Below are 26,357 nucleotides of genomic sequence, written 5' to 3' on the forward strand. Positions count from 1 at the left end.
TTAGAACTCAATCTGTACGAGTGCCCACACAGATGATTGCTTCATATTTTTAAAGAACAAATAACTAACCTCAGTTAGTTACCGCAGCCTAGCTGCGAAGTGGAGCGCCATATTAACCGCTTCACTTTTAAAGTCAACTAGAAAATTTAATTTTTCTTAATTAAGCTTTCCGTTTGGCTTTCCCCTCACTTAGCTCGTTGCTTTTCAGCGTTGTGCTCCGTGTCGGTGGATGCGCATTATAGGGAAATCGAAAACCATTGCAACCCCTTTTTTGATCTTTTTGATCATTTATCTTTAAACCCTCAATACTGGCAGTAATTACGTAGATAAGATGCAATCTTTTCAACAAGTTCTATATTTAATTATTGCGATATTTGATTAAGTCGTTAATATAGCAACCTTTCTTGTTAAATTAATGTGTATTCAACGTTTTTTGGTAGATCCTTATGAATATTCTCGATCGTAAGACACTATTTACTGTACTTCTCCTGGCAATACTGAGCTACGCGCTCGGTCATTTTGTACTGCTAAATAGTCAAGTAGATCCCGCCCTATTATTGGCGCTAGGCATCATAATTGGAGGTATTGCTTCAGCATTTGCTTCCTCAACAGGAAATACTGGTAGTAGTAGCATCAGTGGTTCGGTAGAAACAACCACACTCTATGTCGGTAATTTACCCTACAGAGCAAATGAACAAGTTGTCCGCGAATTGTTCGAAGAAAAGGGACAGGTTTTTTCGGTTCGTTTGCTTAAAGATAAGAACACGGGTAAACGCCGAGGGTTTGGTTTTGTAGAAATGCCGCAGCCTGATGCTTTAAAAGCCATCAACGAACTCAATGAATCTGAGTTTCAGCAACGTACGTTAAAAGTCAGAGAAGCGAAACAAAAACAAGAGTCACTGACCACTAACGATCAAGACTGATCTCATTCATTTTATAACAGCTCGTTGTACACACTAACAGGGGTGGTACCAATCAGGTTACCACCCCTTTTTTATTTCTACACGTTATCTTCGCACTTGCATAAAGCAATATCGAAATGCACCCACTATGCCTCGATGCTTTAAAAGCCATCAACGAACTCAATGGATCTGAGCTTCAGCAACGTACGTTAAAAGTCAGAGAAGCGAAACAAAAACAAGAGTCACTGACCACTAACGATCAAGACTGATCTCATTCATTTTATAACAGCTCGTTGTACACACTAACAGGGGTGGTACCAATCAGGTTACCACCCCTTTTTTATTTCTACACGTTATCTTCGCACTTGCATAAAGCAATATCGAAATGCACCCACTATGCCTCGATGCTTTAAAAGCCATCAACGAACTCAATGGATCTGAGCTTCAGCAACGTACGTTAAAAGTCAGAGAAGCGAAACAAAAACAAGAGTCACTGACCACTAACGATCAAGACTGATCTCATTCATTTTATAACAGCTCGTTGTACACACTAACAGGGGTGCTACCAATCAGGTTACCACCCCTTTTTTATTTCTACACGTTATCTTCGCACTTGCATAAAGCAATATTGAAATGCCCCCACTATGCCCCGATGCTTTAAAAGCCATCAACGAACTCAATGGATCTGAGTTTCAGCAACGTACGTTAAAAGTCAGAGAAGCGAAACAAAAACAAGAGTCACTGACCACTAACGATCAAGACTGATCTCATTCATTTTATAACAGCTCGTTGTACACACTAACAGGGGTGGTGCCAATCAGGTTACCACCCCTTTTTTATTTCTACACGTTATCTTCGCACTTGCATAAAGCAATATCGAAAAATGGATCTGAGTTTCAGCAACGTACGTTAAAAGTCAGAGAAGCGAAACAAAAACAAGAGTCACTGACCACTAACGATCAAGACTGATCTCATTCATTTTATAACAGCTCGTTGTACACACTAACAGGGGTGGTGCCAATCAGGTTACCACCCCTTTTTTATTTCTACACGTTATCTTCGCACTTGCATAAAGCAATATCGAAAAATGGATCTGAGTTTCAGCAACGTACGTTAAAAGTCAGAGAAGCGAAACAAAAACAAGAGTCACTGACCACTAACGATCAAGACTGATCTCATTCATTTTATAACAGCTCGTTGTACACACTAACAGGGGTGGTGCCAATCAGGTTACCACCCCTTTTTTATTTCTACACGTTATCTTCGCACTTGCATAAAGCAATATCGAAAAATGGATCTGAGTTTCAGCAACGTACGTTAAAAGTCAGAGAAGCGAAACAAAAACAAGAGTCACTGACCACTAACGATCAAGACTGATCTCATTCATTTTATAACAGCTCGTTGTACACACTAACAGGGGTGGTGCCAATCAGGTTACCACCCCTTTTTTATTTCTACACGTTATCTTCGCACTTGCATAAAGCAATATCGAAAAATGGATCTGAGTTTCAGCAACGTACGTTAAAAGTCAGAGAAGCGAAACAAAAACAAGAGTCACTGACCACTAACGATCAAGACTGATCTCATTCATTTTATAACAGCTCGTTGTACACACTAACAGGGGTGGTGCCAATCAGGTTACCACCCCTTTTTTATTTCTACACGTTATCTTCGCACTTGCATAAAGCAATATCGAAAAATGGATCTGAGTTTCAGCAACGTACGTTAAAAGTCAGAGAAGCGAAACAAAAACAAGAGTCACTGACCACTAACGATCAAGACTGATCTCATTCATTTTATAACAGCTCGTTGTACACACTAACAGGGGTGGTGCCAATCAGGTTACCACCCCTTTTTTATTTCTACACGTTATCTTCGCACTTGCATAAAGCAATATCGAAAAATGGATCTGAGTTTCAGCAACGTACGTTAAAAGTCAGAGAAGCGAAACAAAAACAAGAGTCACTGACCACTAACGATCAAGACTGATCTCATTCATTTTATAACAGCTCGTTGTACACACTAACAGGGGTGGTGCCAATCAGGTTACCACCCCTTTTTTATTTCTACACGTTATCTTCGCACTTGCATAAAGCAATATCGAAAAATGGATCTGAGTTTCAGCAACGTACGTTAAAAGTCAGAGAAGCGAAACAAAAACAAGCGTCACTGATCACTAACGATCAAGGCTGATCAATCTGACGCCAGGTCTATCAATGTTATACGCCTGGGTTGCCGTCGCGTACCAATTCGTTACTCCTAACTCAACGCCATTGCACTGAACTGGCACCCCAGGCTCTTCAGCCATGCCCCCTTGCGCCAATAAAGACGTAACACGTCTGGCAATTGCAGCGCCTGAATCAATCAGGGTCACCGACTCAGAGATGGCCTCACTCAAAGGTTTCGCAATAATAGGAAAGTGCGTACACCCCAAGACTAAGTGATCCAACCCTGCGGCGAGTTCAAGTTGTTTGATCTCAGCGGCAAGCTGCTCACGGTCAATCTCACCGGACCAATAAAACTGTTCAGCCAGCTCAACCAATTTAGTCGACTGATACAAATCAACCTGGCATTCGTTCGCGAATTGCGTAATGAGCTGTTGGGTGTATGTATTTCCGGACGTTGCTGGCGTCGCCAGTAAGCCAATATGTCGACTACGACTGGCAATGGCTGCGGGCTTGATGGCAGGCACAACTCCAACAATCGGGATAGAGGTTAACTGACGCGTAGATTCCAATGCATAAGTTGAGGCGGTGTTGCATGCAATCACTATGATATCGACCGGATGCAAGTCACGATCGAGCCACTTGATCAGGGCGGCCAAACGCTGCTGAATAGTCTGCTGGGACTGTAAGCCATAAGGCAGCAGCACGTTGTCCATCACATAGCTATAATCGGCATGAGGCAGTACCGCACGAATGTGCTCAAGCACGCTGGTTCCACCGATACCAGAATCAAAAACGAGAATGTGTGGCACATGCGCTCCTTATTTACAGTTCGCGCGCAGTGTGCCACGGTCAGGGTTTAAAATAAATACTTGTGTCAGCTCAAACTGAATGGGTTCGGACGCGTTATTATACCTGCTGGTCTTGCTTCTCAGCTTGACGTGATTCCAGTGCGCTGAAGAAGCCTTCAGCATAATCCAGAAACTCATTCAGACGTGCCTGGCCTTCGTTGATCCACGCCATAATATCCGGTAACTGAGCTTCTATACCCAGTCCTTTCGCCTCATCATGGATCCCTTCCAAACGCTGATCCAATGGCTGTAATGCTTTTTCCAGATCTTTCATCGGATTACTTTGCTGATACTGAGCAATTGCTGCCGAGGTTTTAGTCTGGCGCAAGTCCATGGTGAAGTTGACGATTTGCTCACTGTTAATACCCAGCTCCTGCACTTTGGCAAAGGCATCGTCGTAATCACCGGCAAAAAAGGTGTCGCTGACATCACGGATATCTTTCATCATATCGTTGATGGCTGCCTGCTCATCTTCATTCAGATCGCCATTCACACTGATAGAAAAGTTAAGTTCACGACTGCTCTGCTCACCATAAGCAAATCCTTCACCGTCACCATTGCGTGCATAACTGGCAGCCTGAGATTGGCTCATCGCATCACTGAATGAAATCACCACCTCATCGCCTTCTGCTGTAGTAAAGGCGTATTCAGCCTGATTCGATAAGCTGGCAAACTGAGCGGCACTAACAGACACTTGCTGGGGCTTAGGATCAAACAACTCTTTTTCAAATTCGTCCAGGCCGTTAAAAATGCCTTCCCGGGACTTTTCTATCCCATCCTCAATTTCATCATTGAATAAACCGGTGCCTTTTAACTCTTCCGACGCTTCATCAATCCCCATCTGCACGCCCTTGCGTGCTTGATCAAGCATACTCTTGAGTGTGTCGTCATCTTCCCCTGCGGCTTTGGCTTTTTTCACTGCCCCCTGTACAAACCCCAGCACATTTTTGACAATTTCCTCAAAATCAAACAGCGGCTTGTCTTTTTCTTCTTTTTTCTCAATGCCCAGCGCCTGCGCCAGTTTATCATCGAGCATTTTTGCCGCTGCCTGAGATTTGTTTCCGTGGTAACTATCCGTATTAATTGACATATTAGGGATAAGCGATTTAGCTTTACCCGCGTTATGCTGCATCGCCGGATTCAACAGCTGATTCAACTGTCCGATTTTCATGTCTGCTCTCCGCTTTACTTGATAGTTGGTTATCGGCCAAAACGCCATAAGCTTAAGTCTATTGTACAATAAAAGAGCAAAAAGTTTTGCTCTGTGCTGGACAAATCGAAAGTGCATCCTAAAATAGCGCCTCTTTGCATTAACTATGGTGGTTTTAATATGGCGGTGATCACGATTGACACTTCGACCTACGAGCAACAGTTGAAAGAAAAACAACAGCGGATCAGTGCGCAATTTGCCCGCTTCGATGCGCCACAACTGGAAGTGTACGACTCCCCCAAAAGCCACTATCGTCAGCGTTGTGAATTCAGAGTCTGGCATGATGGTGACGATCTGTTCCACATCATGTTCGATCAGCAAACCAAAGAGAAGATCCGGGTCGATCAGTTTGATCCAGGTGCGCCTCTGGTCAATGAAATGATGCAGGTGATGATGGATAAACTGCGTCACAACGAGATCCTGCGCCGTAAACTGTTCCAAATTGACTATCTCACTACACTCAGTGGAGAAGTACTGATCAGCCTGCTTTACCACAAAGCACTGGATGATGCCTGGCAAGAAGCGATGCAAACGCTACGTCACGAGCTACAGCAGAGTTATAAAGTTGACTTTATCGGCCGAGCCAGAAAACAAAAAGTGGTATTTGGTGATGACTTTGTGACTGAGCGGCTGACGGTTAATGACAAGCAGTACACCTATCAGCAAGTCGAAAACAGCTTTACTCAACCCAATGCTGCAGTGAACGAGAAGATGCTGGCATGGGCACAAGACCTGTGCGCACCACTGCAAAACGACTTACTTGAACTGTATTGTGGCAATGGCAACTTTTCCATCGCCCTGGCGGGTCAATTTAATCGGGTATTAGCCACAGAAATTTCTAAATCTTCTGTACACTCAGCGCAGTACAATATCGCAGCCAATAAGGTAGATAACCTTGATATCATTCGTATGTCGAGTGAAGAATTTACGGCAGCGATGAAGGGCGAAAAACAGTTCTCACGCCTCAAAGGAATAGATCTGCACAGTTACAACTGCCAGACCATTCTGGTAGACCCGCCACGCGCAGGCATGGATGAATTAACCTGTAAACTGGTCAGCCAATACGACAACATCATTTATATTTCCTGCAACCCGGATACGCTGGAACGTGATTTGGAATTGCTATGTGAAACGCATCAGGTGTCGCGTATCGCTATCTTCGATCAGTTCCCTTACACCCACCATGTTGAATCGGGTGTCTTTCTGACCAGAAAGTAAATGCGCATGTGAGACACAAAAAAACCCGCGTATACCGCGGGTTTTTTCATTCTGGCAAATTAAGATTTTTTCGCCAGATAATTAATCAGTGCAGCAATGTCATCCGGTGACGTCACTCCCGACTCCCGCGACAAGATCAGCTTGTATTTACCATTGACGATAAACGTCGGTACACCACTCAATGCACCTTTGTCCTGCATTTGCTCTTGCGCACGTTTCATTTTCTTCGCTTTTGTGCGAACTGAGAAACTCTTATACAGTTTATCAAATTTCTCTGCAGACACGCCCTGTGCAACAAACAGATCTTTGATGTCTGCCACTTCGTTGAACTTACCGCGCTTACCATGCAAGTGCGCAAACATGGCCGATACAATCTTATCTTTTTGTGGCAACACTGATGCTGTCGCCAATGCCGTACTCATCATTTGCTGAATTTCAGGGTCCCTGACGCCAACAAAGTCGACGTGGCTCTTTTTGAACTTCACATCCTGATCCAGTTTTGGCTTAAACTCACCGATCAATGATTCAAAGTTATTACAGGCCGGGCAATAAAAAGAGAAGTACTCTGTCACTTCAGGTTTCTTTGTACCGCGTTCTGCAACCACTTCATAATGCTTGCCTTCCTGGAAGTTGGCAGCATTGGCCATTAAAGGCAGGAACAGCGCCAGTGCAGCGGCGCAAATAGATTTAAACATAGTCTGCTTCCCTTATTTTTCTAATAGGTGTTTAACCAGAGCATCAAGCTCAGCTTGGCTGCTCAGTTCTCTCAGGTTAATCTTATATTTGTCGTTCACAACAAAAGTTGGGACGCCCGTTAAGGCACCCGCTTTACTAAATGCATCTTGCTTCTCAACCATCGCTTTCTCAGCACTGATCACTGGCATGCTTGCCATAGCAGCATCGAACTGCTCAGCACTGATGCCATTCGCTTCCAGTAACTTTTTGACATCTTTTAAGTCTTTTAGTTGCACTTGCTGCACATGTATGGTGTTGAAGATCTGGTCGCTCACCTGCTGTGCTTTACCATGGTGTTTTGCAATGATGTAGGCATAACTCAGGTTGCTCTGTACTTCTGGTGCCAGGCCACCCAGGAAATTAACGTGGCTTTTTTCAAACACAGCACCTTGTGGCAGGCTTTTCTCCAGCGCTTTGGCAACCGGTTCGAACTGGAAGCAATGCGGGCAATAAAAAGAAAAGAACTCGGTGACTTTGGCCGATTCACTTTTTGTTGTCGTTAGCGTCTGATAGTGCTTACCATCCGTGAAGTCGGCTGCCATTGCCAACACTGGCATACACAACGCAATTAGCGCAACCTTGATCGATTTTAACATTACTATTCTCTCTAAATTTTTATGGATAAAGACTGATCGCCGCTTCATCCAGAGCGGCAAGTTGTTCTTTTAATGCCAGGATCTGCTGTTCCCAGTATTTGTCTGTTGCAAACCACGAAAAGTTCCGGGGAAATGCCGGATCATGCCAACGCTTAGCAAGCCATCCCATGTAATGCACCATACGCATGGCCCTCAGCGGCTCAATTAAGGCAAGCTCGCGCGCATCGAACGATGCAAACTCTTCATAGCCAGATAACAGGGTATCAAGTTGCATCACCTGATTCTGCCTGTCGCCACTTAACATCATCCAGAGATCCTGAACCGCGGGTCCCTGACGACAATCATCAAGGTCCACTATCATTAACTGTTCCTGAGACCATAGAATATTGCCAGCATGGCAATCACCATGCAAACGGATCGGCTGGATTGATGTGAATTTTTCTTCTGCTTTGTTAATGACCTGATCAAGCACCGTTGTAAATGCAAGCCGTAATGTATCAGGCAAACACTCAGAAGCCAAAATATCAACACGCGGCTGATGCAGATAGCTGGTCACATCAATCGCCGGTCGGTGCGCAAAGTCATCCTGCTTCGCAACGCTATGCAAGCGCCCAATATAGCGCCCAAGCATTTCCAGATGGTCCAGGTTGTCCACCTCGAATTGGCGACCTCCTACACTTGGAAACAGACAGAATCGATAGCCCTGATGCTCAAACAAGCTGCCCCCGTCAACACGCAGAGGGGCTACAACTGGTACTTCAGCTTGCTGCAGGGCCAGCGTGAAGTCGTGTTCTTCCTGAATTTGCTCGGACTGCCAGCGTTCAGGGCGATAAAACTTCGCCACATAGCGACGGTTATCGTCAGCACGAAACTGATAAACCCGATTCTCATAACTATTGAGCGGCAACAACCCCGATTCAGGATAAACCCCGACGCTTTCAATGGCATCCAGGATCAGATCGGGCGTTAAATTTTGAAAGCTGAAATCTGTCATAGTGTTTACCTTTCACTGCCCTGTTCCAAAGTCTGGCCCAGGACAAAGTAACAAAAAAGCGGGCTACCCCGCTTTTGTGATGTCTATCTGAGTTACCCCATTGTACCCTATCTCGGCTAACGACCTTTAAAAAAGTTTGTCGGCTGTGCGATAGACTCCGAGGGCGCATCTTTAACTGTGATGACGAACTCGAACTCGGTAACCGGTAACGTCAGATCGTAAGGGTCAATGACGACCGACAGCGGCTGATCCACCGTCGAGCCTGCCGCAATGTGGATCTCCTGTTTGCCCAGAATAGTGAAATCAGACAAACCACGAATACTGATAAGGAACGTTTGAGGCACTTGTGCTTTGTTGATCATCTTCAGTGTATATGTATTTTCAACCAGCCCTTCCACATTCACCCGATACAGCTGGTTTCTGTCTCTGATAATATCCAGGTCAAGTGTTTTGCGCATCGCAACATTGGCAACCAAAGCACCACTTAAGACAATCAGGATCAGCAGGTAGCCGATCAACTTGCCCCGCACGGCTTTGGTTTTTTCACTGCTGCTTTCGAGGTTGCGTTCCGTTGTGTAGGAGATCAGTCCCTTCGGATAGTTCATTTTATCCATTACACCATCACACGCATCGATACAGGCACCACAATTGATACACTCGTATTGCAGCCCATTACGGATGTCGATACCGGTCGGACAAACCTGCACACACAATTTACAGTCGATACAATCACCCAGATCCAGCGCTTTTGGGTCCTCCTTACGGCCACGAGGTCCGCGATTTTCGCCACGCGCGGTGTCATAGCTTACAGTGAAAGTGTCTTTATCGAACATCGCAGACTGAAAACGTGAATAAGGACAAATATGCAGACACATGATCTCGCGCATCCAGCCGGCATTACCATAGGTACACAAAGTAAAGATCACCACACTTAACGCCGCATACCCCGAAGCTGAAAACATCAGCAGGTCGGGTAGTAATTCTCGGATAGGCGTAAAATAGCCGACAAACGAAATGGCGGTATACAGAGAAAACAGCACCCAACTGAGGTGTTTGGCTGATTTACGCCAGAACTTATCAAAGTCCATGGGTCGCTGATCAAGCTTCTTACGCTGATTGGCAGTACCTTCCAGCTTTTCTTCAAACCAGATAAAAATGAACGTCCAGACCGTCTGAGGACACGTATACCCGCACCACACCCGACCATAGAAAGTCGTTACCAAAAACAAGGCAAAGGCCGCAATCATCAAAATAAAGGCCAGAATGGTGAGGTCCTGAGGCCACAGTGTCAGACCAAAAATATTAAATTTTTGCTCAAAGATATCGAACAGTACCGCTTGTTCACCATTGAAATTAATCCAGGGCAACAGCATGAACGCCAGCATGCCGATAAAGCCTATTTGCTTTCTGAGTTTCTGGTGCAATCCAGTGACGGCCCTGACATAAATGCGATTACGAGGGTTAAACCTGTCTGGTTGTAAATCGTCGGGTTTGTGGATTTTGACGTCGACGGGAATATTTTTGACCTTAATTTGCTTGTCCATCACAGCTCCTTACGCGCCTGGGACAGGTACTTGCTACAGTGACCTCTATTTTATATATGTAGTATATCAATCTGGATCAGATCTCGCTCATTTTAAAGGGAAAACCCGACATAAAACAGCATCGCGTTCATTTCGGGTAATAAAAAATTCTGAGCGCTAAACTTGCTTTTAATTCCGTCATTTTATTACACTGGCGACATCTTTTTGCTGTTTAGATCAAAGTTGTTGCAGTTATGAAAAAGTACTTAATTTTAGTCGTGGCAATACTGGCTCTGTTTACCATTGACCACCCAAGTATCAAAGAGCCACGTGAGCAGATCATCCAATACGGCGTTGATCTGCTTGGTGACACAAGTAAAGCCCAATATAGCCTGGCAGCCAAGCTCGCACGCCAGCAAATCAAAAAAGAGCTAACCTTAACCGAGTCAGAGCACGACTATATTATGTCTGCCCTGTCGACTAATGAAAAAATGAAAGTGTTTCACCTCAAGTTTTGTGAAGGCAATGAGCTGAATATGTACTTTTATGGCCCTAAGCTACTGGATGTGTGTGAAATCGCGGCCGGCTCTTTGCGTGAGGCGGGGCTGTAATGGACTTTTCTCAACTGAACAAAGCCAGCGCAAAATCTTTCAATGAACAAAAAGCGCTGCTGAAGAAACTGAGCAAAGGCCAAACGGTGCTGTGTCAGCACTGTGCGCAGCCAATCCAACTCGACCTGACCGCTGCAAAGGGAGCCAAAGGGAGTGCACATTGCGCGAAAGGCTGCACTCACATTGAACTGGATTTAATGTAACTGAATTACTCGTTGTACAGGCCGCTCGCCAGAGCGACCTGCTCAATCAAGGCTGCATAGCCTTGCGCAAAGTCATTGGCTAAGCTCAATTGCTGGGCACAAAAGGCCGACATCTCTTGCCCCGACTGTTGACAAAACTGTGCTACTTGCTGTTCTTGCAGGCTGAAAAATGCCAGTTGTTCCGTCGCCATTTGCAGCGCCTCAACCAACTCTTGTGGCACCTCAGAAGCGGATACTAAGCGCTCATAGTAGGGTTGGCTGGCCTGTAAAAAGCCCAGGCTCCACTGTTGCTTTTCCGACCAGGAGGACTGCACCTGTGCAGGCAGAGCAAATTGATTAGAGAAAACCTGCTCGCTGATATGATGATGCAGTGCTAAAAAAGCAAACACAGTGTGCTCTTCCAGCGCCTCATCGTTCAGGCTCAGCTCGCTTAGCCATTGCTCAGGCTCTATCCCGTCCGGGCTACAAATCAACCCAAACAAATAGCCTTCAACAGCGCGCAGGCTCAATGCACCTGGACGCTGCTCAAGATAGTTAGTCAGCGCAGTCTGATGCTGCGCGTCGTAGTTAAACGTCATCATGATTTATAAGTTCACCGGGTAACGCCCTTCGCTATCAGGACGACCTAAGAATTTAACGGCATCATGAACTTCTTTTGGTAAAGAGGCTTCAGGTTTGATATTGCCTGCAACCCGGAACTGCATATTGGCAGCCAGCGTTGCGTCAGCACGCAGCCCTAAACGGTTCTCCGGATCCACTGTGACGGCAATATCGCCAGATTTACAGCTCAGTACACCACTCATATCACCGATACTGAACCAGCCACTGAGCCCTTTGATATCAATATTGGGACTGCTGATCTCACCGGTGAGGGCATCACAGTATGGCTGGCCAGTATGGTATTCATCAATACTCAGGATCACGCGACCCTTGGCATCCACTGGCAGCGGCAGGGTAACCTGCTGCATCGCCTGCTCGACGCTAAAACGCAATGTGGCATCATCCAGCTGCGCAGCCTGATCCAGTAAAGACACAGAGAAATTACTACTGCCAGAAATTTCATCCAATGCTCTGGGTGAGCCAAAACGTACTTTACCTTGTAACTGACCCGCTAACAGTCCCCAGCCATTTAGCTGCCAGGTGACATCATTCAGTTGCACATTTTCGTAACGGACCTCACTGATCCGCCCTTCCCACACCGAGCCCGATACGGCTCCAATGGCCAACGCACGAGGTAAAGAGCCCTGCGAGAGCTGCAAAACAATACTGGCTGGCATGCTAATGGCAGCAAAAACACCAAAGGCCAGCAAAAAAACCAGCACTAAACTGATGATCTTCTTCATACTTAATTCTCTAATACCAGGCGGCTAACTCGAACATACCCGGGCGCATCTTCCTTCCCCAGATCCAGGTTAGCCACTTTAACACCATGCTGATTGGTCAGCTCGTCCAGCCAGGCAATCAACTGGTTAAATTCCACATTGTCGATATTGACGCGCAGCGCATTATCATTGGGCTGCATTTTACTAATGACAATTTTATATTTGCCACGCGTACGGTTCACCAATTGAGTCAGGTTTACATTGGCTGCAGAAGCGCGGCCAGCGCCCTGGCTCTTCAGTTGGGTTACACTTTTACCGACCCAGGAAACCAGCGCCTGTTGTTTATCGACTTCTTTTTCTGCTTTTTCTACCGCAGTATTGAGTGGACGGATGATCCCCATCACCAGCACAAACACACAAAACACAACCCCGCCAAGGATCAGCAGCTTTTGCTCCTGCTCTTTAAGAGATTGCCAATAATTGATCACTTGCTGTTTCATGCTGCACCTCGAATGCGGATCTCACCGATCACGTAGTCGCCATCATTATTAAGTGCACCTTGCTGCACAGTCATGCCGCGCTGCTCCAGAATGCTTTTTACCTGTCCAAAGACCTGGAAGCCGTTGGCTTTTGCCCGGATCCGCAGTTCATTACGACGTTGGTCATAACGCAGTGTTTCGGGTTCAAAGTCCTTCACTTCATCGAATACAGTCACAAAGTGATTGGTCAACTCAAGGAAGCCACCTTGCTGTTCGCCTGATAAACTGTTCAGCTCATTCTGGATCTGTTTTTTCAGCAAGTGCGGACGCACCACTTTGTTCGGAAAAGCTTGTTTGTAACTGGCAACAGCCTGCGCACTCAGCTCGTCCGCCTGATTCTGTAACAAGATCAGCTGCGTTGACTTTATTCCGATAAAGCAAACCAAGGCAACTGATGCCGCAATTAAGCCAGCTTGCCAATCACGCCACCACTGAGGCTGCTTTTTCTTGGCGGCAAATTTACCCTGACGTAAGTTGAAGCTTTGCTGCTCTAGTTGTTTGGCAAACAACGCCAACGGTAGGTCATACTCGCTTTCCATCGCATCGAGTGTTTTGTTCGACGCCAGTGCCTCACCCGGGCTGAAGTGTTGAATACGCTCCTCGGGCAGCAATCCCAAGAAACCAGCCAGCCAGTCAGATTCAACACCACTGACCTGCCACTCTGCTGAGCGGAACAACCACTGCGTGCCCAACTCTATAGCACTGATAGTATTTTCTGGCGGCGCAGGCAATAATAATGCATCTGGTAGCAAGCGTTGAACACTGATATCAAAATCATCAAATAACGCCATCCAGGCTGCTAACCAGGCTTTATCACACAAGGCCACATCTATGGTGTGCTGTTCGTCACGCTGACCCGCTTTACCTACTGCGATAAAGGCCGAATCAATATCGCAGGCAATTTGCTCTTCCAGCATGAAAGGCAGGGCCTGCTCTAGTTTGCGATTCCACTTGGCTGGTAAATCAATCGTTTTTAACTGCACGCTAGAGGCTGGCAGCAACACGACAACCGAGCGGCTTTGTGCTTTTTCACTAAGCTCACCGAGCAGCCCGGCATGCTCCAGCTCACCGCTGGCAATGATCTGCGCGTCTTGCGCCGACCAGACTAACCAGTGAACCGGCTCTTGTTGTGAGTGACCCACACGGATCATCAATTTTTCTGACACTAAACGCCTCCAAATTTACGCGCTAGGATGCTCGCCCGACCACCTTTTATTTCGATTATTGAGGTCAGGCGAAACAAACGCTCATCGAACTGAGCCTTTGCTCGTAACTTAAAATAATTGCTTGAAATAGTAAAAATTTTATCGTTTTTTTGTTTGTCAGAAGCACCCTGATTTGCCGCTTCCGAATAAAATTCTTGTATTGAGTCAAAGCCTTTTTCAGGACGGGCCGAAATAATCGCCTCTGCCCCAGACTCGCTCAGCCCCTCCATTAACGCGCTCAGCAACAATGCTTGCTCAGGCTGAATGGTATTAACATTAATCGCCAACTCAGTGTTACCCGGAATAACGCACACATAGGGCAGTAATTTTTCCATCACCAGGGGGTTAAACCCTTTGATGACCCTCAGCTCACTGACCGAAGCAAACAAGTTATTTGCTGTCAGATAAGGGGTTCTGAGTGACATATATTCATCTTCTTCAGCGCCCGAGCGAAACGTAATACTGTCATCATCCAGCCAGTCATACACGCTGTCTGCCATGGCCTCTTCGCTTTCTTCACTGGGCAGATCTTCGATATTCTTTAACAGCTCAAGCAGCGCTTTGTGCGCCGGGTTTGTGTCATTCCGGTTGCCGCTGTTTTGCGGTTTATTGCGCAACGCATTGAGGTTTAAACAGGCCTGCAAATCCGTGATCTCACCGCTCAGAGTGCCATGATCAACCGGATAAGGTACCTCTGATAATGCCCAGGGTTGTCCCAGGTGGACTTTATCTGGCTCATCTTTACGACTATCGAGCAGGACTTTTTTAACCAGCTCCTCTGCTCCATAGCTATACCACTTGGCTTGCTGATGAGTTTGCAGGTTGGTGGCTTTTTGCACCTGCACCATCAAACTCATGGTCATTTCTGTTGCGATAGTCGCAGCCAGAGCCACAATAAACAAAACAATGACTAACGCTGCACCACGTTGAGATTTCACGCTAGCCCCTCCTTTGTCCATTATTGTCATTCTGACCGTTATTGTCGTTATTATTGTTGCTATTGCCGTTGCGATTATCATCATCGCTGCTGGCTTGCTTCACTTTGCCATCACCTGGCGTCAAAAAGATACGCCGGATTGGCTCTGCCTCTTGTTGTTGTATCGTGACAGCAACCGCCAAAGGCAGTGCTTTAATGTCCCAGCTATGCTGCCATTTCTGCTTATCGTCCAGAAACTCAAATTTTAGCTCTTCAACGTTTTCCAGGATCACCTGACTGCGAGGTTCAGTGCCATCGAGCTGATCAACATAAATTCGGTAAATGCGTTCCAGGTTGTCGTCTACTACCCGATAACCCACGGCCTGTAATTCAGAACGAGGCAGTAGACTGATTGGGTTGGTCCAGCCATCACGTACAAAAGCAATACCATCATACTGACTGCTCAGGTTATAGCGACCATGAATGATATACGTTGGGCTAAAATCCCCCGCCTCATTACGTACTTCCCGTTTGGTCATCTGGTTGAAGTCCTGATCCATCAAACGAAACATGGTCTGCAGTGACTCCAGCTCTGCCACGGTTTCTTCAGATGCTTCTTTAGCTCTGAGTGTGGTATCCAGGATCTGATGGGTGGCAGTGACTACCATGGCCAAAATAGCTAAGGCCAGTAACACTTCAATCAGAGTAAAGCCGCCCTGTCGGGAGGAGATATGCGCGCGCATTATCGCTTCCCTTTTTTATAAATGAAGGTGGTCAGGTCATACACTGAGTGTTCACGTTTATCATCAGAAAACACTTCTATCGTGACCTTTACAAAAGTGGGATCGGCCGTTGCGAGGGTAGACTGTGACCAATACCAGGTTACTCCGCCCATTTCCTCATCGCCTTTCAGGCCATTGCGTACCGCACCTTCTTTGGCGCCAGCGCGCATCATAACTAAGCGGTTTTCAGCCACCCAGGAGGCATAGGCTTGCTGCTCCAGAGTACTAATGTGGTTGATATGCTCACCCGTTGCCTGCATCGCAGCAATACCTGCAACGGCACAGATGCTGAGTGCTACCATCACCTCAAGGAGTGTAAAGCCAGCTTGTTTTGTCCTTGCTACCAGGCCATTCATGAGTCTTCCGGCTCCTTGCGTAAATTCACCGGCGCCATAAACTCGCCTTCAACAAAATACACGGGCTCACTGTCTTCCTCGAGCTCAAGGCTAAGCTGAAACGCACTGACCTCTCCCGACGACAATAATAAGACCTGAGGAATTTTCAGTTTTTTCAGTTCCAGCAGGCTCTCTTCATCGCCGCTACTCATCAACTCGCGCCAATTGGCCTGTTCAAGCATATTGTCCTGTGCCCAGGCTAAATCTTCCGTCGTGAGTACAATTTTATACTCATCTGAATACTCTACTGCCTGATAGAGTTCTTCAGCCTCAAAAGTCGTCCACTTTTCACCGTCAAAGACCAGAAATTCAAGCTTTTTCTTATCCAGGTGAAAGCCCAGCTCAATTTGATTGAGAATGGCAAACTCTGAGGCCATGTTGATCACACTATGCAGTCGGAGCGCTTCACGCTCCAATTCTTCTTCCATATCGTCAGACAGCGTATAAGTGACCAGATTGACTGAAAAGCCAATGATCACCAGCACCATCAGGATTTCGATAAGGCTGAACCCGGCCTGACGACCAGATTTAGGCAGGTGTGCCTGACGCGCACCTGATTGAAGGTTTACTGCTGTGTGCATAAGAATTAACGGTCTTCTTCGTTGTCCCAGTTACCCAGGTCATCTTCTGTGCCTACTTCGCCGTCAGGCCCCATAGAAAAGACGTCGATTTTACCCATTTCACCCGGACTAACCAGCTGATACGGATTACCCCAAGGATCTTCAGGTAGCTTTGAAATGAAGCCGCCGTCCGGGAAACGCTTTGGCACCGGATCGATGGTGGTTTGTGTCACCAGGGCTTCCAGGCCTTGCTCTGTGGTTGGATACTTTTTATTTTTAAGCTTGTACATTTTCATTGCGTCTTCAATCTGACGAATGTCCAGCATCGCTTTTTCTTTTGCTGCTTCTTCTTGTTGACCCATGATGTTGGGTGCCACGATAGACATGATCATCCCGATGATGACCAGAACCACCATTACTTCTAATAATGAAAAGCCGGATTGTTTTTTCACGTTGATTACCTCAATGCTGTTAGCGTGTGGTGCCAGACCGACACGCTGATGTTATATATGCAATTAATTTGACTACAGACCAATTGCTTTGTTCATCGCCATGATTGGCTGTAGGATCGCCATTACGATAAACAGCACGATCACGGCCATGCTTGCAATCATGGCGGGTTCGAGCAGTTTTAACGAAACGCTGACCATACTTTCGAATTCCCTGTCCTGGTTGTTAGCAGCACGCTCTAGCATTTGCTCCAGTTCCCCGGACTTTTCACCACTTGCAATCATATGAAGCATCATGGGCGGAAATAACTTTGTTTGTGCCAGTGCAGCTCGCAGGCTTGCACCCTCACTCACATGGGTTGCCGCTTCGGTCACGGCCGCTTTTATCTTCTCGTTTTCCAGTACCTGGCCAGAGATTTTCATCCCTTCCAGCAAAGGTACAGAACTGGAAGACAAAATACTCAGAGTACGGGCAAAGCGCGCGGTATTAATGCCACGACTGATTTTACCAATGCCCGGTAGCTGTAACAGCTTGGCATCGTACCAAAAACGGACCTTGGGTCGTTTAAGCGCTTGTTTGATTAAAAAGACGCTGCCGAAAATGGCGATAAGAGACACCATCCAGTAGGCCTGCACAAAATTACTGGCTGCCATAACCCATTCTGTTGTCCACGGCAGGACCTGCTTAGATTTCTCAAAGGTTTTTAGGATTTTTGGTACCACAGTACCCAGCAGAACCGACACGATAGCAATTGCAAATATCACCAGAATGGTAGGATAAACCATCGCTTGCGTGATCTGACTACGCATATGTTGACGCTGTTCGGTGTAATCCGCCAGGCGATTTAATACTTGATCCAAATGGCCCGACTTTTCACCAGCTGCCACCATCGCCCGATACAAGTTATCGAACACATGCGGGAACTCTGACATACCATCTGCCAGCGTGTAACCTTCCACCACTTTAGAACGAACTGCCATCAGCATGCGTTTGAGACGTGGCTTTTCACACTGCTCTGCCACTGCCATTACAGCGGCTTCGACTGGCAAAGAAGATTGGATTAACGTCGCTAGCTGGCGGGTGATCAGGGCAATATCAGAAACCGAAGGTTTATAACCACGTGACAAACTAAAGCCACCTGAACTGGCGGACTTCTCTTTTTCCGCAGCCGGCGCCACCTCAAGTGGCATCATGGCTTTTTCACGCAACATCTGGCGAACCTGTTTGGCAGTATCTGCCTCCAGTATGCCTTTTTTCTCTTTTCCTTTGCCGTCTAAAGCACGATACTCAAACGCAGCCATTAGCCTTCCTCACGGGTGACCCGCATCACCTCTTCCAGCGTCGTCTGACCTTTCAGCACCCGGGCACAGCCGTCCTGACGAATGCTCGGACTGAACGTCCGTATGTACTTCTCAACCGACTGTTCACCTTTACCGTTGTGGATCAATTCACGAATGTGCTCGTCCACTATCAGTAATTCATGAATACCGGTTCGGCCCTTATAACCGTTGAAGTTACACTCTTCACAGCCAACAGCACGATATATGGTTGTTTGCGCACCTTTCTCGACCCCCAGTAGCTCGCACTCGCGATCATCCGCCAGGTGGGCTTCTTTACAGTTAGGGCATAAAGTTCGTACCAGTCGTTGAGACAAGACACCCAACAAAGATGAAGAGAGCAGGAAGGGTTCAACGCCCATATCTTCCATCCGGGTGATCGCACCCGACGCGGTATTGGTGTGCAGAGTTGACATCACCAAGTGACCTGTAAGTGACGCCTGAACACCTATCTGGGCAGTTTCCAAATCCCGGATCTCACCAACCATCACCACATCCGGATCCTGACGCAGTATCGCGCGCAGACCACGAGCAAAGGTCATATCCACTTTGGGGTTCACCTGAGTCTGACCAATCCCGGGGATCTCATATTCAATAGGATCTTCTACAGTCAGTATATTGCGATCTCTGGAGTTAATCTGCGTCATGCCGGCATACAAGGTGGTACTCTTACCAGAACCTGTCGGCCCGGTAACCAGAATGATACCGTGTGGCTTGGCAATGATCTCAGCAAATAGCTCTCGGTTACGCTCCGTCATCCCCAAATCTTCCAGATTCAGACGCGCATTGTTCTTGTCTAACAGACGCAATACAACACGCTCACCAAAACTGGATGGCATGGTGGAAACCCGCACATCAACAGCACGACCAGCAATACGTAAACTGATCCGGCCATCCTGTGGAACACGCTTTTCAGCGATATCGAGTTTAGCCATAACCTTGATCCGGGATACCAGCAGTGAAGAGAGCTTACGATTAGGTTTAAGCACCTCTTTCAACACGCCATCCACCCGGAACCGGATCACTAACTCTTGCTCAAAGGTCTCGATATGAATATCCGAGGCCCCTTCTTTGATTGCTTCGCTCAGCATGGCGTTGATCAGTTTGATGATCGGCGCATCGTCATCGGCAGCAAGCAAGTCTTCGGTTTGCGGCATTTCTTCGGCGAGCGAGAAGAGGTCAACTTCGTTGCCTATGTCTTCCATCATCTGCTGTGTTTCAGAGCTGTCTCGCTGATACGATGCTTCCAGTAGCAACTCAAACTTGTCGTCATCCAGCTGCTCAAGGGTAAACCCAGCCTGAGCAATACGACGTACTTCAAGCAATGCATCCAGCGAGGGCTGACCTTTGTAGTAAACTTTCAGTCCTTCCGGTTGCTGACTTAACAGCAAGCTCTGGCGCCTGGCATAGGCAAAGGGCAGGCGCACATGCGACCCGGCCTCTGTATCCATTGAATCATCCAGCGGCAACGCTGTTTCATCATGACCGTCAATGAGTTCCTGTATTGCCTCAGTCATTGTTCTTCTCGTTTTGCTCGTTCAGAAACTCTTCATACGTGGGTGGCAATACCATGGCATCATCCCACTGTGGCAGGATAGGTGCGTCTTGCAGCGGCATCAGGTCAATACCATCTTCACGCTGCTTAGTCTGCTCACCGCGGATAAACTTATATTTAGCATGGCTCAGCTCGTTCATGCTGCGGCTGTCACGAACAATCGTCGGACGAATAAATACCAACAGGTTACGCTTACGCTTAGTCGTGTTCGTTGACTTGAACAAGTGCCCTAAGAATGGGATATCACCCAACAGAGGTACTTTAGAGACACTTTCCTGAACATCTTCGTCAATCAGACCACCCAGGATAACCATGCCGCCATCATCCGCGATGACGGTTGTGTTGATAGCACGTTTATTCACTGAGATATCAACCGCGGTTGCACCGCTGACGCTGGAAACTTCCTGCTCAATGGTTAGCTGTACTGCGGTGCCATCATTAATTTGTGGCGTGACTTTCAATTTAACACCCACTTCCTGACGGTCAACGGTCTGGAACGGGTTAGAGTTGTTTTCACTGGCCGTTGAGCCTGTGATGATAGGCACTTCCTGACCGACAATCATAGACGCTTCTTCGTTGTCCATGGTCGTGATTGATGGTGTAGCCAGAATATTTGAGTTGGTATCGGTTGATACGGCCTGGATGATCGCACCCCAGTCGTTTTTCACCACACCCATTGCCAGACCATTGATGCCGCCCAGCAAAGAGCCCAGAGCACCTAAATCACCTTCAACGGTTTCGTTGTATTCGGTTATCTTAGTCGGATCTTCTGTACCTGCCTGAGTACGAACAACCGTCTTATCACGCGCCTGTTCAGCCGCCACAGCCAATGAGCCAACCGGTACTGTTGTGCCGTTATTGAACTGCAACATGCCACCTTTTTCGGTGATCCATTGCAGACCAAAGTTGATACCATCACCTTCTTGTACTTCTACAACAATGGCTTCAACCAGTACCTGAGCACGGCGGACGTCAAGTTTTTCAATAACGCTGGCCAGCGATCGCATAGTGTCCGGTTGTGCGGTGATAACCAATGAGTTTGAATCTTCGTGCGCCTCAATGCTGGTTTCGTTCTTGTTACTGCGGGTACGGGTCTTACTTCCCCCCTGCGCTTCTTCTTGCAGGGTTTTACTCACCCCTTGCAGTACTTTAACCAGCTCCTCAGCTTTTGCGTAATCAAGATAGAATACCTGCGTATTACCCTGGTTTTGCAATTCTTCATCCAGGCGTTTAATCAATTCTATGGCTCGGGTACGCGCTTGCACTTCACCACTGACTACAACACTATTGGTTCGGTTGTCAGAGACTATTTTTGGGATCAAAAACTGTGGAACCTGATTTTTACCGCCATCTTTATAAATTTTTTCAACCACTTGAACAACATCGTCGGCCGTGGCATGTTGCAGGCGTACAATGTCAACGCGCTGATCACCTGCCTGATCTACTGATTTGATGATGCTCACTAGGCGATTCACCGACGCAGCATGGCCTGTCAGCATCATCACGTTGGCGGAGTTAAAGTTAGTCACGTGACCGCCGTCTTTTTGATCACTGAACTGACGGATCAATGGGCCCAGTTCCTGTACGCTAACGTTTTTAACTTCCACAACCCGGGTGATCATCACGTCTCCGCTGTCCATATCACCGTCGCCGACCAGAGGTACATTGGCTTTTTTACCATCCGAGCTACGTACGACTTTCAGTACCCCAGTTTCCATTTCAACGACCGCATAGCCGTAGACTTCCAGTACGTTAAGGAAAAACTGATAGTAAAGCGCCTCATCCATCAGCTCATAGCTGCGAACATTAATGTTGCCCCGTACATTTGGGTCAATAATGATGGTTTTGTTGAGATTCTTACTGATGATATTAATGAACTCGTTAATATCAGTGCCTTTAAAGTTGGCCGCATACTCAACCGCAGAAACAGACAAGGACAATCCAGCCGCAAATAACAGAGCTGCATACTTAGCTAACCCTTTTTTGATTTTTGTGAGGTGTAGCTTTCTACCCATGATTTTTATAACTCCAAAATTATTGTCTTTACAGGCTAAATTGCACATCGACAGTCTGGCCGTCACGTTCAATCGTGATATTGGCGTCAGTGCTATTTCTCAGCTCATTCATTGCTGACATAGCCTGTTTCATATCCGTGAGTTGGAAGCCATTAATAGCAATGGCGAGATCGTTATTTTTAAGCCCCATTTTCTTAAACAGTTCGGGGTCTTTGCCTGGACGCAAGCGATAACCAACCAGTTGGCCATTGCGTCGTTCAGGCGAAATACGAATGTAGTCAAACAGTTTACCCGGCTCAGCCAGCAATTCGTCACGACGTTGCTTGAGCTCCTCACGGGTTTGATTACTGACTCTATTTGGTTTTGCGGTGGTCCGACGAGGCTGTACAGGTGTCGCAACCTGACGGCTGAACTCGATGCCATCAAGCATCAAAGTTTCAAACCGACCACTCACATCCAGGATCACCCTGTCTGGCAGAACCTGAGCTAGTTTGGCACGGGTACCCTTAACGGCATCCTGGACTACGTAAGTTTCCTGGCGCCCCTGAGATTCAATAATCGCCAGCCCGGCAGCATCATTCTGGCTGACTGCAACAATACCAGTCAGGCGCACATTTAGCTGCGTTTCGGGTGCATCAGAAATCACCGGCTTAGGCGCTTCAACCACAGGCTTTTCATTGGCTTTGCCAAATACGTTGTGGCCAAGAATAGAACGACTGCTGACCGCTGCCGAATTCTGTGCATAAACTTGAGATTGGGTAGGTAAAGGCTGGGTCTGCGGTACTGGCCAAAGCAACCAAAATAACTTAGCAAAAAGAAATGCGATATACACAACAGCCAAATACACCACCAGGCGGCTAAGTTTCGCGTGGGGTAAGTTATGTAGTAATTTTTGCAACTGTTGTAGCTGTAATTCCATATGTCATATTCTTATTCTGTTGAGCGCCTCAGTGTACCGCCTCGAATTCGATTCAACAAGCACGCGTATATGAAACTTTAAAGTAAATAGGTACAACTTAGAATACCTAACTGAACACAGCATTAACAGTGTCTGTGGCTGAGATGTAACCACATCAGAGCGTGTTCAGATGCTTTTTTTGCCTCATCAAATGTGTTAAATTTCACCGATTAAATTAGCTTTGGGCATTAGTTAACGAATTGTGACAAAAGTCAATCAAGAAAACAACCTAAGCGAAGTGAAAGTACGCCTGGACAAGTGGCTCTGGGCGGCACGCTTTTATAAAACCCGTACCATCGCCCGCGAGATGATCCAAGGTGGCAAGGTACACTACAATGGCCAACGCTGTAAACCCAGCCGAATGGTTGAGGTTGGCGCGGTCATCAAACTGGCACAAGGTTTTGATGAGAAAGAAGTCACCGTGCTGCAAGTTATGGAAAAGCGCCAAAGCGCCCCCATTGCCCAGACCCTCTATGAAGAGTCAGCAGCCAGCCTTGAAAAACGGGCACAAAATGCCATTGCGCGCAAAAACAACAGCTTTTTTGCACCGCGCCCTGAGCATAAACCAGATAAAAAGCAGCGTCGCGAACTGCTCAAACTGAAATCTAGCTAGGATCCGAATTGATGCAACAAGATTTACTTCATCGATATATTTTCGATCAACTCGATGTACGTGGCGAACTCGTACAAATTGAACAAACCTTTAATGACATTATCAGTGGTCATGACTACCCAAAGGAAGTGCAAACCTTATTGGGTGAGCTATTGCTTGCATCCAGCCTGTTGACTGCCACTTTAAAGTTTGAAGGCGACATCACTGTACAATTACAAGGTGATGGCCCGGTTAAGTACGCAGCCATCAACGGCGATCACAAGCAAAATATGCGCGGTATCGCCCGCCTGCAAGGTGAGATAGCAGGTGGCAGTATTCAGGACCTGATGGGTAAAGGCTATATGGTGATCACCATCACCCCAAATAAGGGTGAGCGTTACCAAGGGGTTGTGCCACTGAATGGGGAGACCTTAGCGGCTTGTCTGGAAGACTATTTTATCCAGTCAGAACAACTCAAAACCCGCTTGTGGTTTACCACCGATGTGACCGGTGAACGTGCCAAAGCAGCCGGATTGTTCTTGCAGGTACTGCCAGTCGACAAAACCAAGTCGGAAGAGGATTTTGCGCATTTAGAAGCACTGAGCAACACCATTAAAGATGAGGAGCTGCTCACACTGGACGCACAAACGGTCCTGACACGCTTATATCACGAAGATAACCCACAGTTGTTCAAACCCCAGGAAATTAACTTTGTCTGCGGTTGCAGCCGTGACAAAACCATAAGTGCACTGGCCAACATCGGCCAGGAGGCGCTGTTAGAGGATATCCAGAAGCAAGGTGAGATCAATATCAGCTGTCATTACTGCTTAAAAAATTACCGATTTAAAGAACAAGATATCAAGGCAATTTTTAATTAGCCGGGGTATTTTTATCATATTGGAGACAAGCCGCCATTTTGGCGGCTTTTTTGTCGCTAAAAATTGATACCGGTGTCATTTTAAGGTCACATTTCATGACACCGGTATCATTGAAATTATTCGATTTTTTTGACAAATTTATGGCGTTTTACCCGGTTCCAGGGCTCGAATATCTGAATTTCATCTGTTACTATAATTTCAGCTTTTGGTGAAACTTCTCCAGAGCTATCCCGTTCAATTCTCACATTTAGGTATAAACATGACTTCAAGCGCTACTCGTTTTGTCGACTTAACTGCAGCTGAACTTGTCGAACACGCCATCCGCCGTGGTGAAGGGACTTTGGCCGCAAATGGAGCTTTTGTAGCAAAAACTGGCCGCCGCACAGGGCGTTCACCTAACGATCGTTTTATCGTTAAAGAGCCAAGCACAGAAAGCGACATCCAATGGGGTAACGTTAATCGCCCATTCGATGCGGACAAATTCAACGCGCTGTGGGCCCGTGTAGAAGCACACGTGAACAGCAACGACCACTTCGTCTCTCACCTTGAAGTGGGTTCAGATCCTGAGCACTATTTACCCGTTGTTGTAACAACAGAAACAGCTTGGCACCACATTTTTGCCAAAAACATGTTTATCGAGCCTGAAAAATACAATGCAGCTGATTTACCCCAATGGCAGGTAATGAATGTACCATCTTTCGTTTGCGACCCAGAGCGCGATGGCACTAACAGTGACGGTACAGTGATTATCAACTTTGCAGAGCGCAAAGTGCTTATCGCAGGTATGCATTACGCCGGTGAAATGAAAAAGTCTATGTTCTCAGTACAAAACTTCCTGTTACCAGCGAAGGGCGTACTGCCAATGCACTGTAGTGCGAACGTAGGCCAAGCAGGCGACACCACCTTATTCTTCGGTTTGTCTGGCACAGGTAAAACCACCTTGTCGGCAGATCCTAAGCGCTTCCTGATTGGTGATGATGAGCACGGCTGGGCACCTGGCAGTGTTTTCAACATCGAAGGCGGTTGTTATGCAAAATGTATCGACCTGTCTCAGAAGAATGAACCTGTCATCTGGAATGCTATTAAATTCGGTACCATCCTTGAAAACGTGGTACTAGACGAAGATCGTGTTCCTGATTTCAATGATACCAGCCTGACACAAAATACGCGCGCAGCTTACCCGCTTGAGCACGTTGAAAAGCGTAAAGTAGAGAACCGTGCTGGCGAACCTCGCGCAGTGGTTTTCCTGACTTGTGATGTCAGTGGTGTACTACCGCCTGTGTCTATTCTGTCAGAAGAAGCCGCGGCTTATCACTTCCTGAGCGGTTACACTGCAAAGGTAGGTTCTACAGAAATTGGGTCAACGTCAGACATCGAGTCAACTTTCTCGACTTGTTTCGGCGCACCTTTCTTCCCGCGTCCGGCAGGCGTCTACGCAGAACTTCTTATGAAGCGTGTACGTGAGTTCAACTCAAAAGTTTACCTGGTTAACACTGGCTGGACTGGCGGTCCTTACGGTATTGGTAAACGTTTCGATATCCCGACCACACGTGCTGTGATTGACGCAATCGTTAACGACACACTGGAAGGCGTAGAGACACAACACATTGACGCACTAAACCTGGACGTACCGGTTGCTGTACCAGGCGTAGACAGCAAGTTGCTTAACCCAATCAACACTTGGGAAGACAAAGCAAAATATGCTGAGTATGCGTCTAAGCTGGCTGCAGACTTCGAAGCGAACTTCGCAAAATACGATGTCTCTGAAGCCATCAAATCAGCAGGTCCTCGCGGCTAAGCTAATTTAGATTCAGATTCCTTTATCAAAAGCGCCCCTCGTTGGGC

Annotated in this window: 27 protein-coding genes and 2 pseudogenes; 10 read left to right on the forward strand and 19 right to left on the reverse strand. The window is 46.9% G+C overall.

The features are described from left to right. Window positions 1–446: 446 nt before the first annotated feature. From PRUB_RS18430 to PRUB_RS18445, 4 genes and pseudogenes are all read left to right on the forward strand, one after another. Entirely contained in the window at window positions 447–923 is a 477-nt protein-coding gene (locus PRUB_RS18430; protein ID WP_010387454.1) for an RNA recognition motif domain-containing protein, read from the forward strand. A 134-nt stretch (window positions 924–1,057) separates the two neighbouring features. After that, window positions 1,058–1,171: pseudogene (locus PRUB_RS18435) on the forward strand (RNA-binding protein); the annotation flags it as partial. A gap of 116 nt (window positions 1,172–1,287) precedes the next feature. Further along, the gene (locus tag PRUB_RS18440) at window positions 1,288–1,419 is read left to right on the forward strand and encodes an ELAV/HuD family splicing factor (protein ID WP_010387452.1); all 132 of its coding nucleotides are present in this window, start codon (window positions 1,288–1,290) and stop codon (window positions 1,417–1,419) included. A gap of 134 nt (window positions 1,420–1,553) precedes the next feature. Next, window positions 1,554–1,667: pseudogene (locus PRUB_RS18445) on the forward strand (RNA-binding protein); the annotation flags it as partial. A gap of 1,411 nt (window positions 1,668–3,078) precedes the next feature. Here the strand turns inward: PRUB_RS18445 and murI are convergent. Continuing rightward, on the reverse strand, window positions 3,079–3,879 hold the full coding sequence (gene murI / locus PRUB_RS18450) for a glutamate racemase (RefSeq protein WP_010387101.1): 801 nt from the start codon (window positions 3,877–3,879) through the stop codon (window positions 3,079–3,081). A gap of 97 nt (window positions 3,880–3,976) precedes the next feature. Beyond that, the gene (locus PRUB_RS18455) at window positions 3,977–5,089 is read right to left on the reverse strand and encodes a DUF5610 domain-containing protein (RefSeq protein WP_010387102.1); all 1,113 of its coding nucleotides are present in this window, start codon (window positions 5,087–5,089) and stop codon (window positions 3,977–3,979) included. A 159-nt stretch (window positions 5,090–5,248) separates the two neighbouring features. Between PRUB_RS18455 and trmA the strand changes: the two genes are divergently transcribed. Continuing rightward, complete coding sequence (gene trmA / locus PRUB_RS18460) at window positions 5,249–6,346, forward strand: tRNA (uridine(54)-C5)-methyltransferase TrmA (RefSeq protein WP_010387103.1); 1,098 nt, start codon at window positions 5,249–5,251, stop codon at window positions 6,344–6,346. Window positions 6,347–6,405: 59 nt separating this feature from the next. On the opposite strand, the gene PRUB_RS18465 is transcribed toward trmA, so the two are convergent. The 4 genes from PRUB_RS18465 to ccoG form a co-directional block, all read right to left on the reverse strand. Beyond that, window positions 6,406–7,041 (reverse strand): thiol:disulfide interchange protein DsbA/DsbL, encoded by a 636-nt coding sequence (locus PRUB_RS18465; RefSeq protein WP_010387104.1) that lies wholly within the window; start codon window positions 7,039–7,041, stop codon window positions 6,406–6,408. A gap of 12 nt (window positions 7,042–7,053) precedes the next feature. Then, window positions 7,054–7,677: a thiol:disulfide interchange protein DsbA/DsbL gene (locus tag PRUB_RS18470; RefSeq protein WP_010387105.1), complete on the reverse strand. Its 624-nt coding sequence runs from the start codon at window positions 7,675–7,677 to the stop codon at window positions 7,054–7,056. A gap of 19 nt (window positions 7,678–7,696) precedes the next feature. After that, window positions 7,697–8,671: a serine/threonine protein kinase gene (locus PRUB_RS18475; protein ID WP_010387107.1), complete on the reverse strand. Its 975-nt coding sequence runs from the start codon at window positions 8,669–8,671 to the stop codon at window positions 7,697–7,699. Window positions 8,672–8,787: 116 nt separating this feature from the next. Then, entirely contained in the window at window positions 8,788–10,215 is a 1,428-nt protein-coding gene (gene ccoG / locus PRUB_RS18480) for a cytochrome c oxidase accessory protein CcoG (protein ID WP_010387108.1), read from the reverse strand. Between the two features lie 233 nt (window positions 10,216–10,448). Between ccoG and PRUB_RS18485 the strand changes: the two genes are divergently transcribed. Together PRUB_RS18485 and PRUB_RS18490 are read left to right on the forward strand one after the other, a co-directional pair. Then, window positions 10,449–10,805, forward strand: a complete 357-nt coding sequence (locus tag PRUB_RS18485; RefSeq protein WP_010387109.1) for a hypothetical protein — start codon at window positions 10,449–10,451, stop codon at window positions 10,803–10,805. Next, complete coding sequence (locus tag PRUB_RS18490) at window positions 10,805–11,008, forward strand: hypothetical protein (protein WP_010387110.1); 204 nt, start codon at window positions 10,805–10,807, stop codon at window positions 11,006–11,008. Before PRUB_RS18485 ends, PRUB_RS18490 begins: the two co-directional genes overlap by 1 nt. Before the next feature lie 5 nt (window positions 11,009–11,013). Here PRUB_RS18490 and PRUB_RS18495 read toward each other — a convergent pair whose 3' ends face one another. From PRUB_RS18495 to gspC, 13 genes are all read right to left on the reverse strand, one after another. Further along, a complete protein-coding gene (locus PRUB_RS18495) occupies window positions 11,014–11,589 on the reverse strand; it encodes a UPF0149 family protein (RefSeq protein WP_010387111.1) in 576 nt (191 codons plus the stop codon). 3 nt (window positions 11,590–11,592) lie between these two features. Further along, window positions 11,593–12,351 carry a type II secretion system protein N gene (locus PRUB_RS18500; RefSeq protein WP_010387112.1) on the reverse strand — a complete coding sequence of 253 codons (759 nt, stop codon included), beginning with the start codon at window positions 12,349–12,351 and terminating at the stop codon, window positions 11,593–11,595. Between the two features lie 2 nt (window positions 12,352–12,353). Continuing rightward, window positions 12,354–12,830 carry a type II secretion system protein GspM gene (gene gspM, locus PRUB_RS18505; protein WP_010387113.1) on the reverse strand — a complete coding sequence of 159 codons (477 nt, stop codon included), beginning with the start codon at window positions 12,828–12,830 and terminating at the stop codon, window positions 12,354–12,356. Next, window positions 12,827–14,035, reverse strand: coding sequence for a type II secretion system protein GspL (gene gspL, locus PRUB_RS18510; protein WP_010387115.1), 1,209 nt, complete (start codon window positions 14,033–14,035; stop codon window positions 12,827–12,829). The genes gspM and gspL overlap by 4 nt, the downstream gene beginning before the upstream one ends. After that, the gene (gspK, locus tag PRUB_RS18515; protein ID WP_040645809.1) at window positions 14,035–15,033 is read right to left on the reverse strand and encodes a type II secretion system minor pseudopilin GspK; all 999 of its coding nucleotides are present in this window, start codon (window positions 15,031–15,033) and stop codon (window positions 14,035–14,037) included. The genes gspL and gspK overlap by 1 nt, the downstream gene beginning before the upstream one ends. Beyond that, complete coding sequence (gene gspJ / locus PRUB_RS18520; RefSeq protein ID WP_010387117.1) at window positions 15,014–15,733, reverse strand: type II secretion system minor pseudopilin GspJ; 720 nt, start codon at window positions 15,731–15,733, stop codon at window positions 15,014–15,016. The genes gspK and gspJ overlap by 20 nt, the downstream gene beginning before the upstream one ends. Beyond that, complete coding sequence (gene gspI, locus PRUB_RS18525) at window positions 15,733–16,128, reverse strand: type II secretion system minor pseudopilin GspI (protein ID WP_010387118.1); 396 nt, start codon at window positions 16,126–16,128, stop codon at window positions 15,733–15,735. The genes gspJ and gspI overlap by 1 nt, the downstream gene beginning before the upstream one ends. After that, window positions 16,125–16,748: a prepilin-type N-terminal cleavage/methylation domain-containing protein gene (locus PRUB_RS18530; RefSeq protein ID WP_010387119.1), complete on the reverse strand. Its 624-nt coding sequence runs from the start codon at window positions 16,746–16,748 to the stop codon at window positions 16,125–16,127. Before PRUB_RS18530 ends, gspI begins: the two co-directional genes overlap by 4 nt. Before the next feature lie 5 nt (window positions 16,749–16,753). Then, window positions 16,754–17,179 carry a type II secretion system major pseudopilin GspG gene (gene gspG / locus PRUB_RS18535; RefSeq protein WP_010387120.1) on the reverse strand — a complete coding sequence of 142 codons (426 nt, stop codon included), beginning with the start codon at window positions 17,177–17,179 and terminating at the stop codon, window positions 16,754–16,756. A gap of 72 nt (window positions 17,180–17,251) precedes the next feature. Then, on the reverse strand, window positions 17,252–18,478 hold the full coding sequence (gene gspF / locus PRUB_RS18540; RefSeq protein WP_010387122.1) for a type II secretion system inner membrane protein GspF: 1,227 nt from the start codon (window positions 18,476–18,478) through the stop codon (window positions 17,252–17,254). Next, entirely contained in the window at window positions 18,478–19,965 is a 1,488-nt protein-coding gene (gene gspE / locus PRUB_RS18545) for a type II secretion system ATPase GspE (RefSeq protein ID WP_010387124.1), read from the reverse strand. The genes gspF and gspE overlap by 1 nt, the downstream gene beginning before the upstream one ends. Before the next feature lie 58 nt (window positions 19,966–20,023). Next, window positions 20,024–22,084 (reverse strand): type II secretion system secretin GspD, encoded by a 2,061-nt coding sequence (gspD, locus tag PRUB_RS18550; RefSeq protein ID WP_010387125.1) that lies wholly within the window; start codon window positions 22,082–22,084, stop codon window positions 20,024–20,026. 28 nt (window positions 22,085–22,112) lie between these two features. Then, the gene (gene gspC, locus PRUB_RS18555) at window positions 22,113–23,003 is read right to left on the reverse strand and encodes a type II secretion system protein GspC (RefSeq protein ID WP_010387126.1); all 891 of its coding nucleotides are present in this window, start codon (window positions 23,001–23,003) and stop codon (window positions 22,113–22,115) included. Between the two features lie 241 nt (window positions 23,004–23,244). Here gspC and hslR point away from each other — a divergent pair, with 241 nt between their 5' ends. The 3 genes from hslR to PRUB_RS18570 all read left to right on the forward strand — a co-directional run bounded on the left by hslR (window position 23,245) and on the right by PRUB_RS18570 (window position 26,310). Beyond that, window positions 23,245–23,655 carry a ribosome-associated heat shock protein Hsp15 gene (hslR, locus tag PRUB_RS18560; protein ID WP_010387128.1) on the forward strand — a complete coding sequence of 137 codons (411 nt, stop codon included), beginning with the start codon at window positions 23,245–23,247 and terminating at the stop codon, window positions 23,653–23,655. A gap of 11 nt (window positions 23,656–23,666) precedes the next feature. Further along, the gene (gene hslO, locus PRUB_RS18565; protein WP_010387130.1) at window positions 23,667–24,512 is read left to right on the forward strand and encodes an Hsp33 family molecular chaperone HslO; all 846 of its coding nucleotides are present in this window, start codon (window positions 23,667–23,669) and stop codon (window positions 24,510–24,512) included. Window positions 24,513–24,771: 259 nt separating this feature from the next. Next, on the forward strand, window positions 24,772–26,310 hold the full coding sequence (locus tag PRUB_RS18570; RefSeq protein WP_010387132.1) for a phosphoenolpyruvate carboxykinase: 1,539 nt from the start codon (window positions 24,772–24,774) through the stop codon (window positions 26,308–26,310). Window positions 26,311–26,357 lie beyond the last annotated feature (47 nt).

This window comes from Pseudoalteromonas rubra (assembly GCF_000238295.3).
GTDB lineage: Bacteria > Pseudomonadota > Gammaproteobacteria > Enterobacterales > Alteromonadaceae > Pseudoalteromonas > Pseudoalteromonas rubra.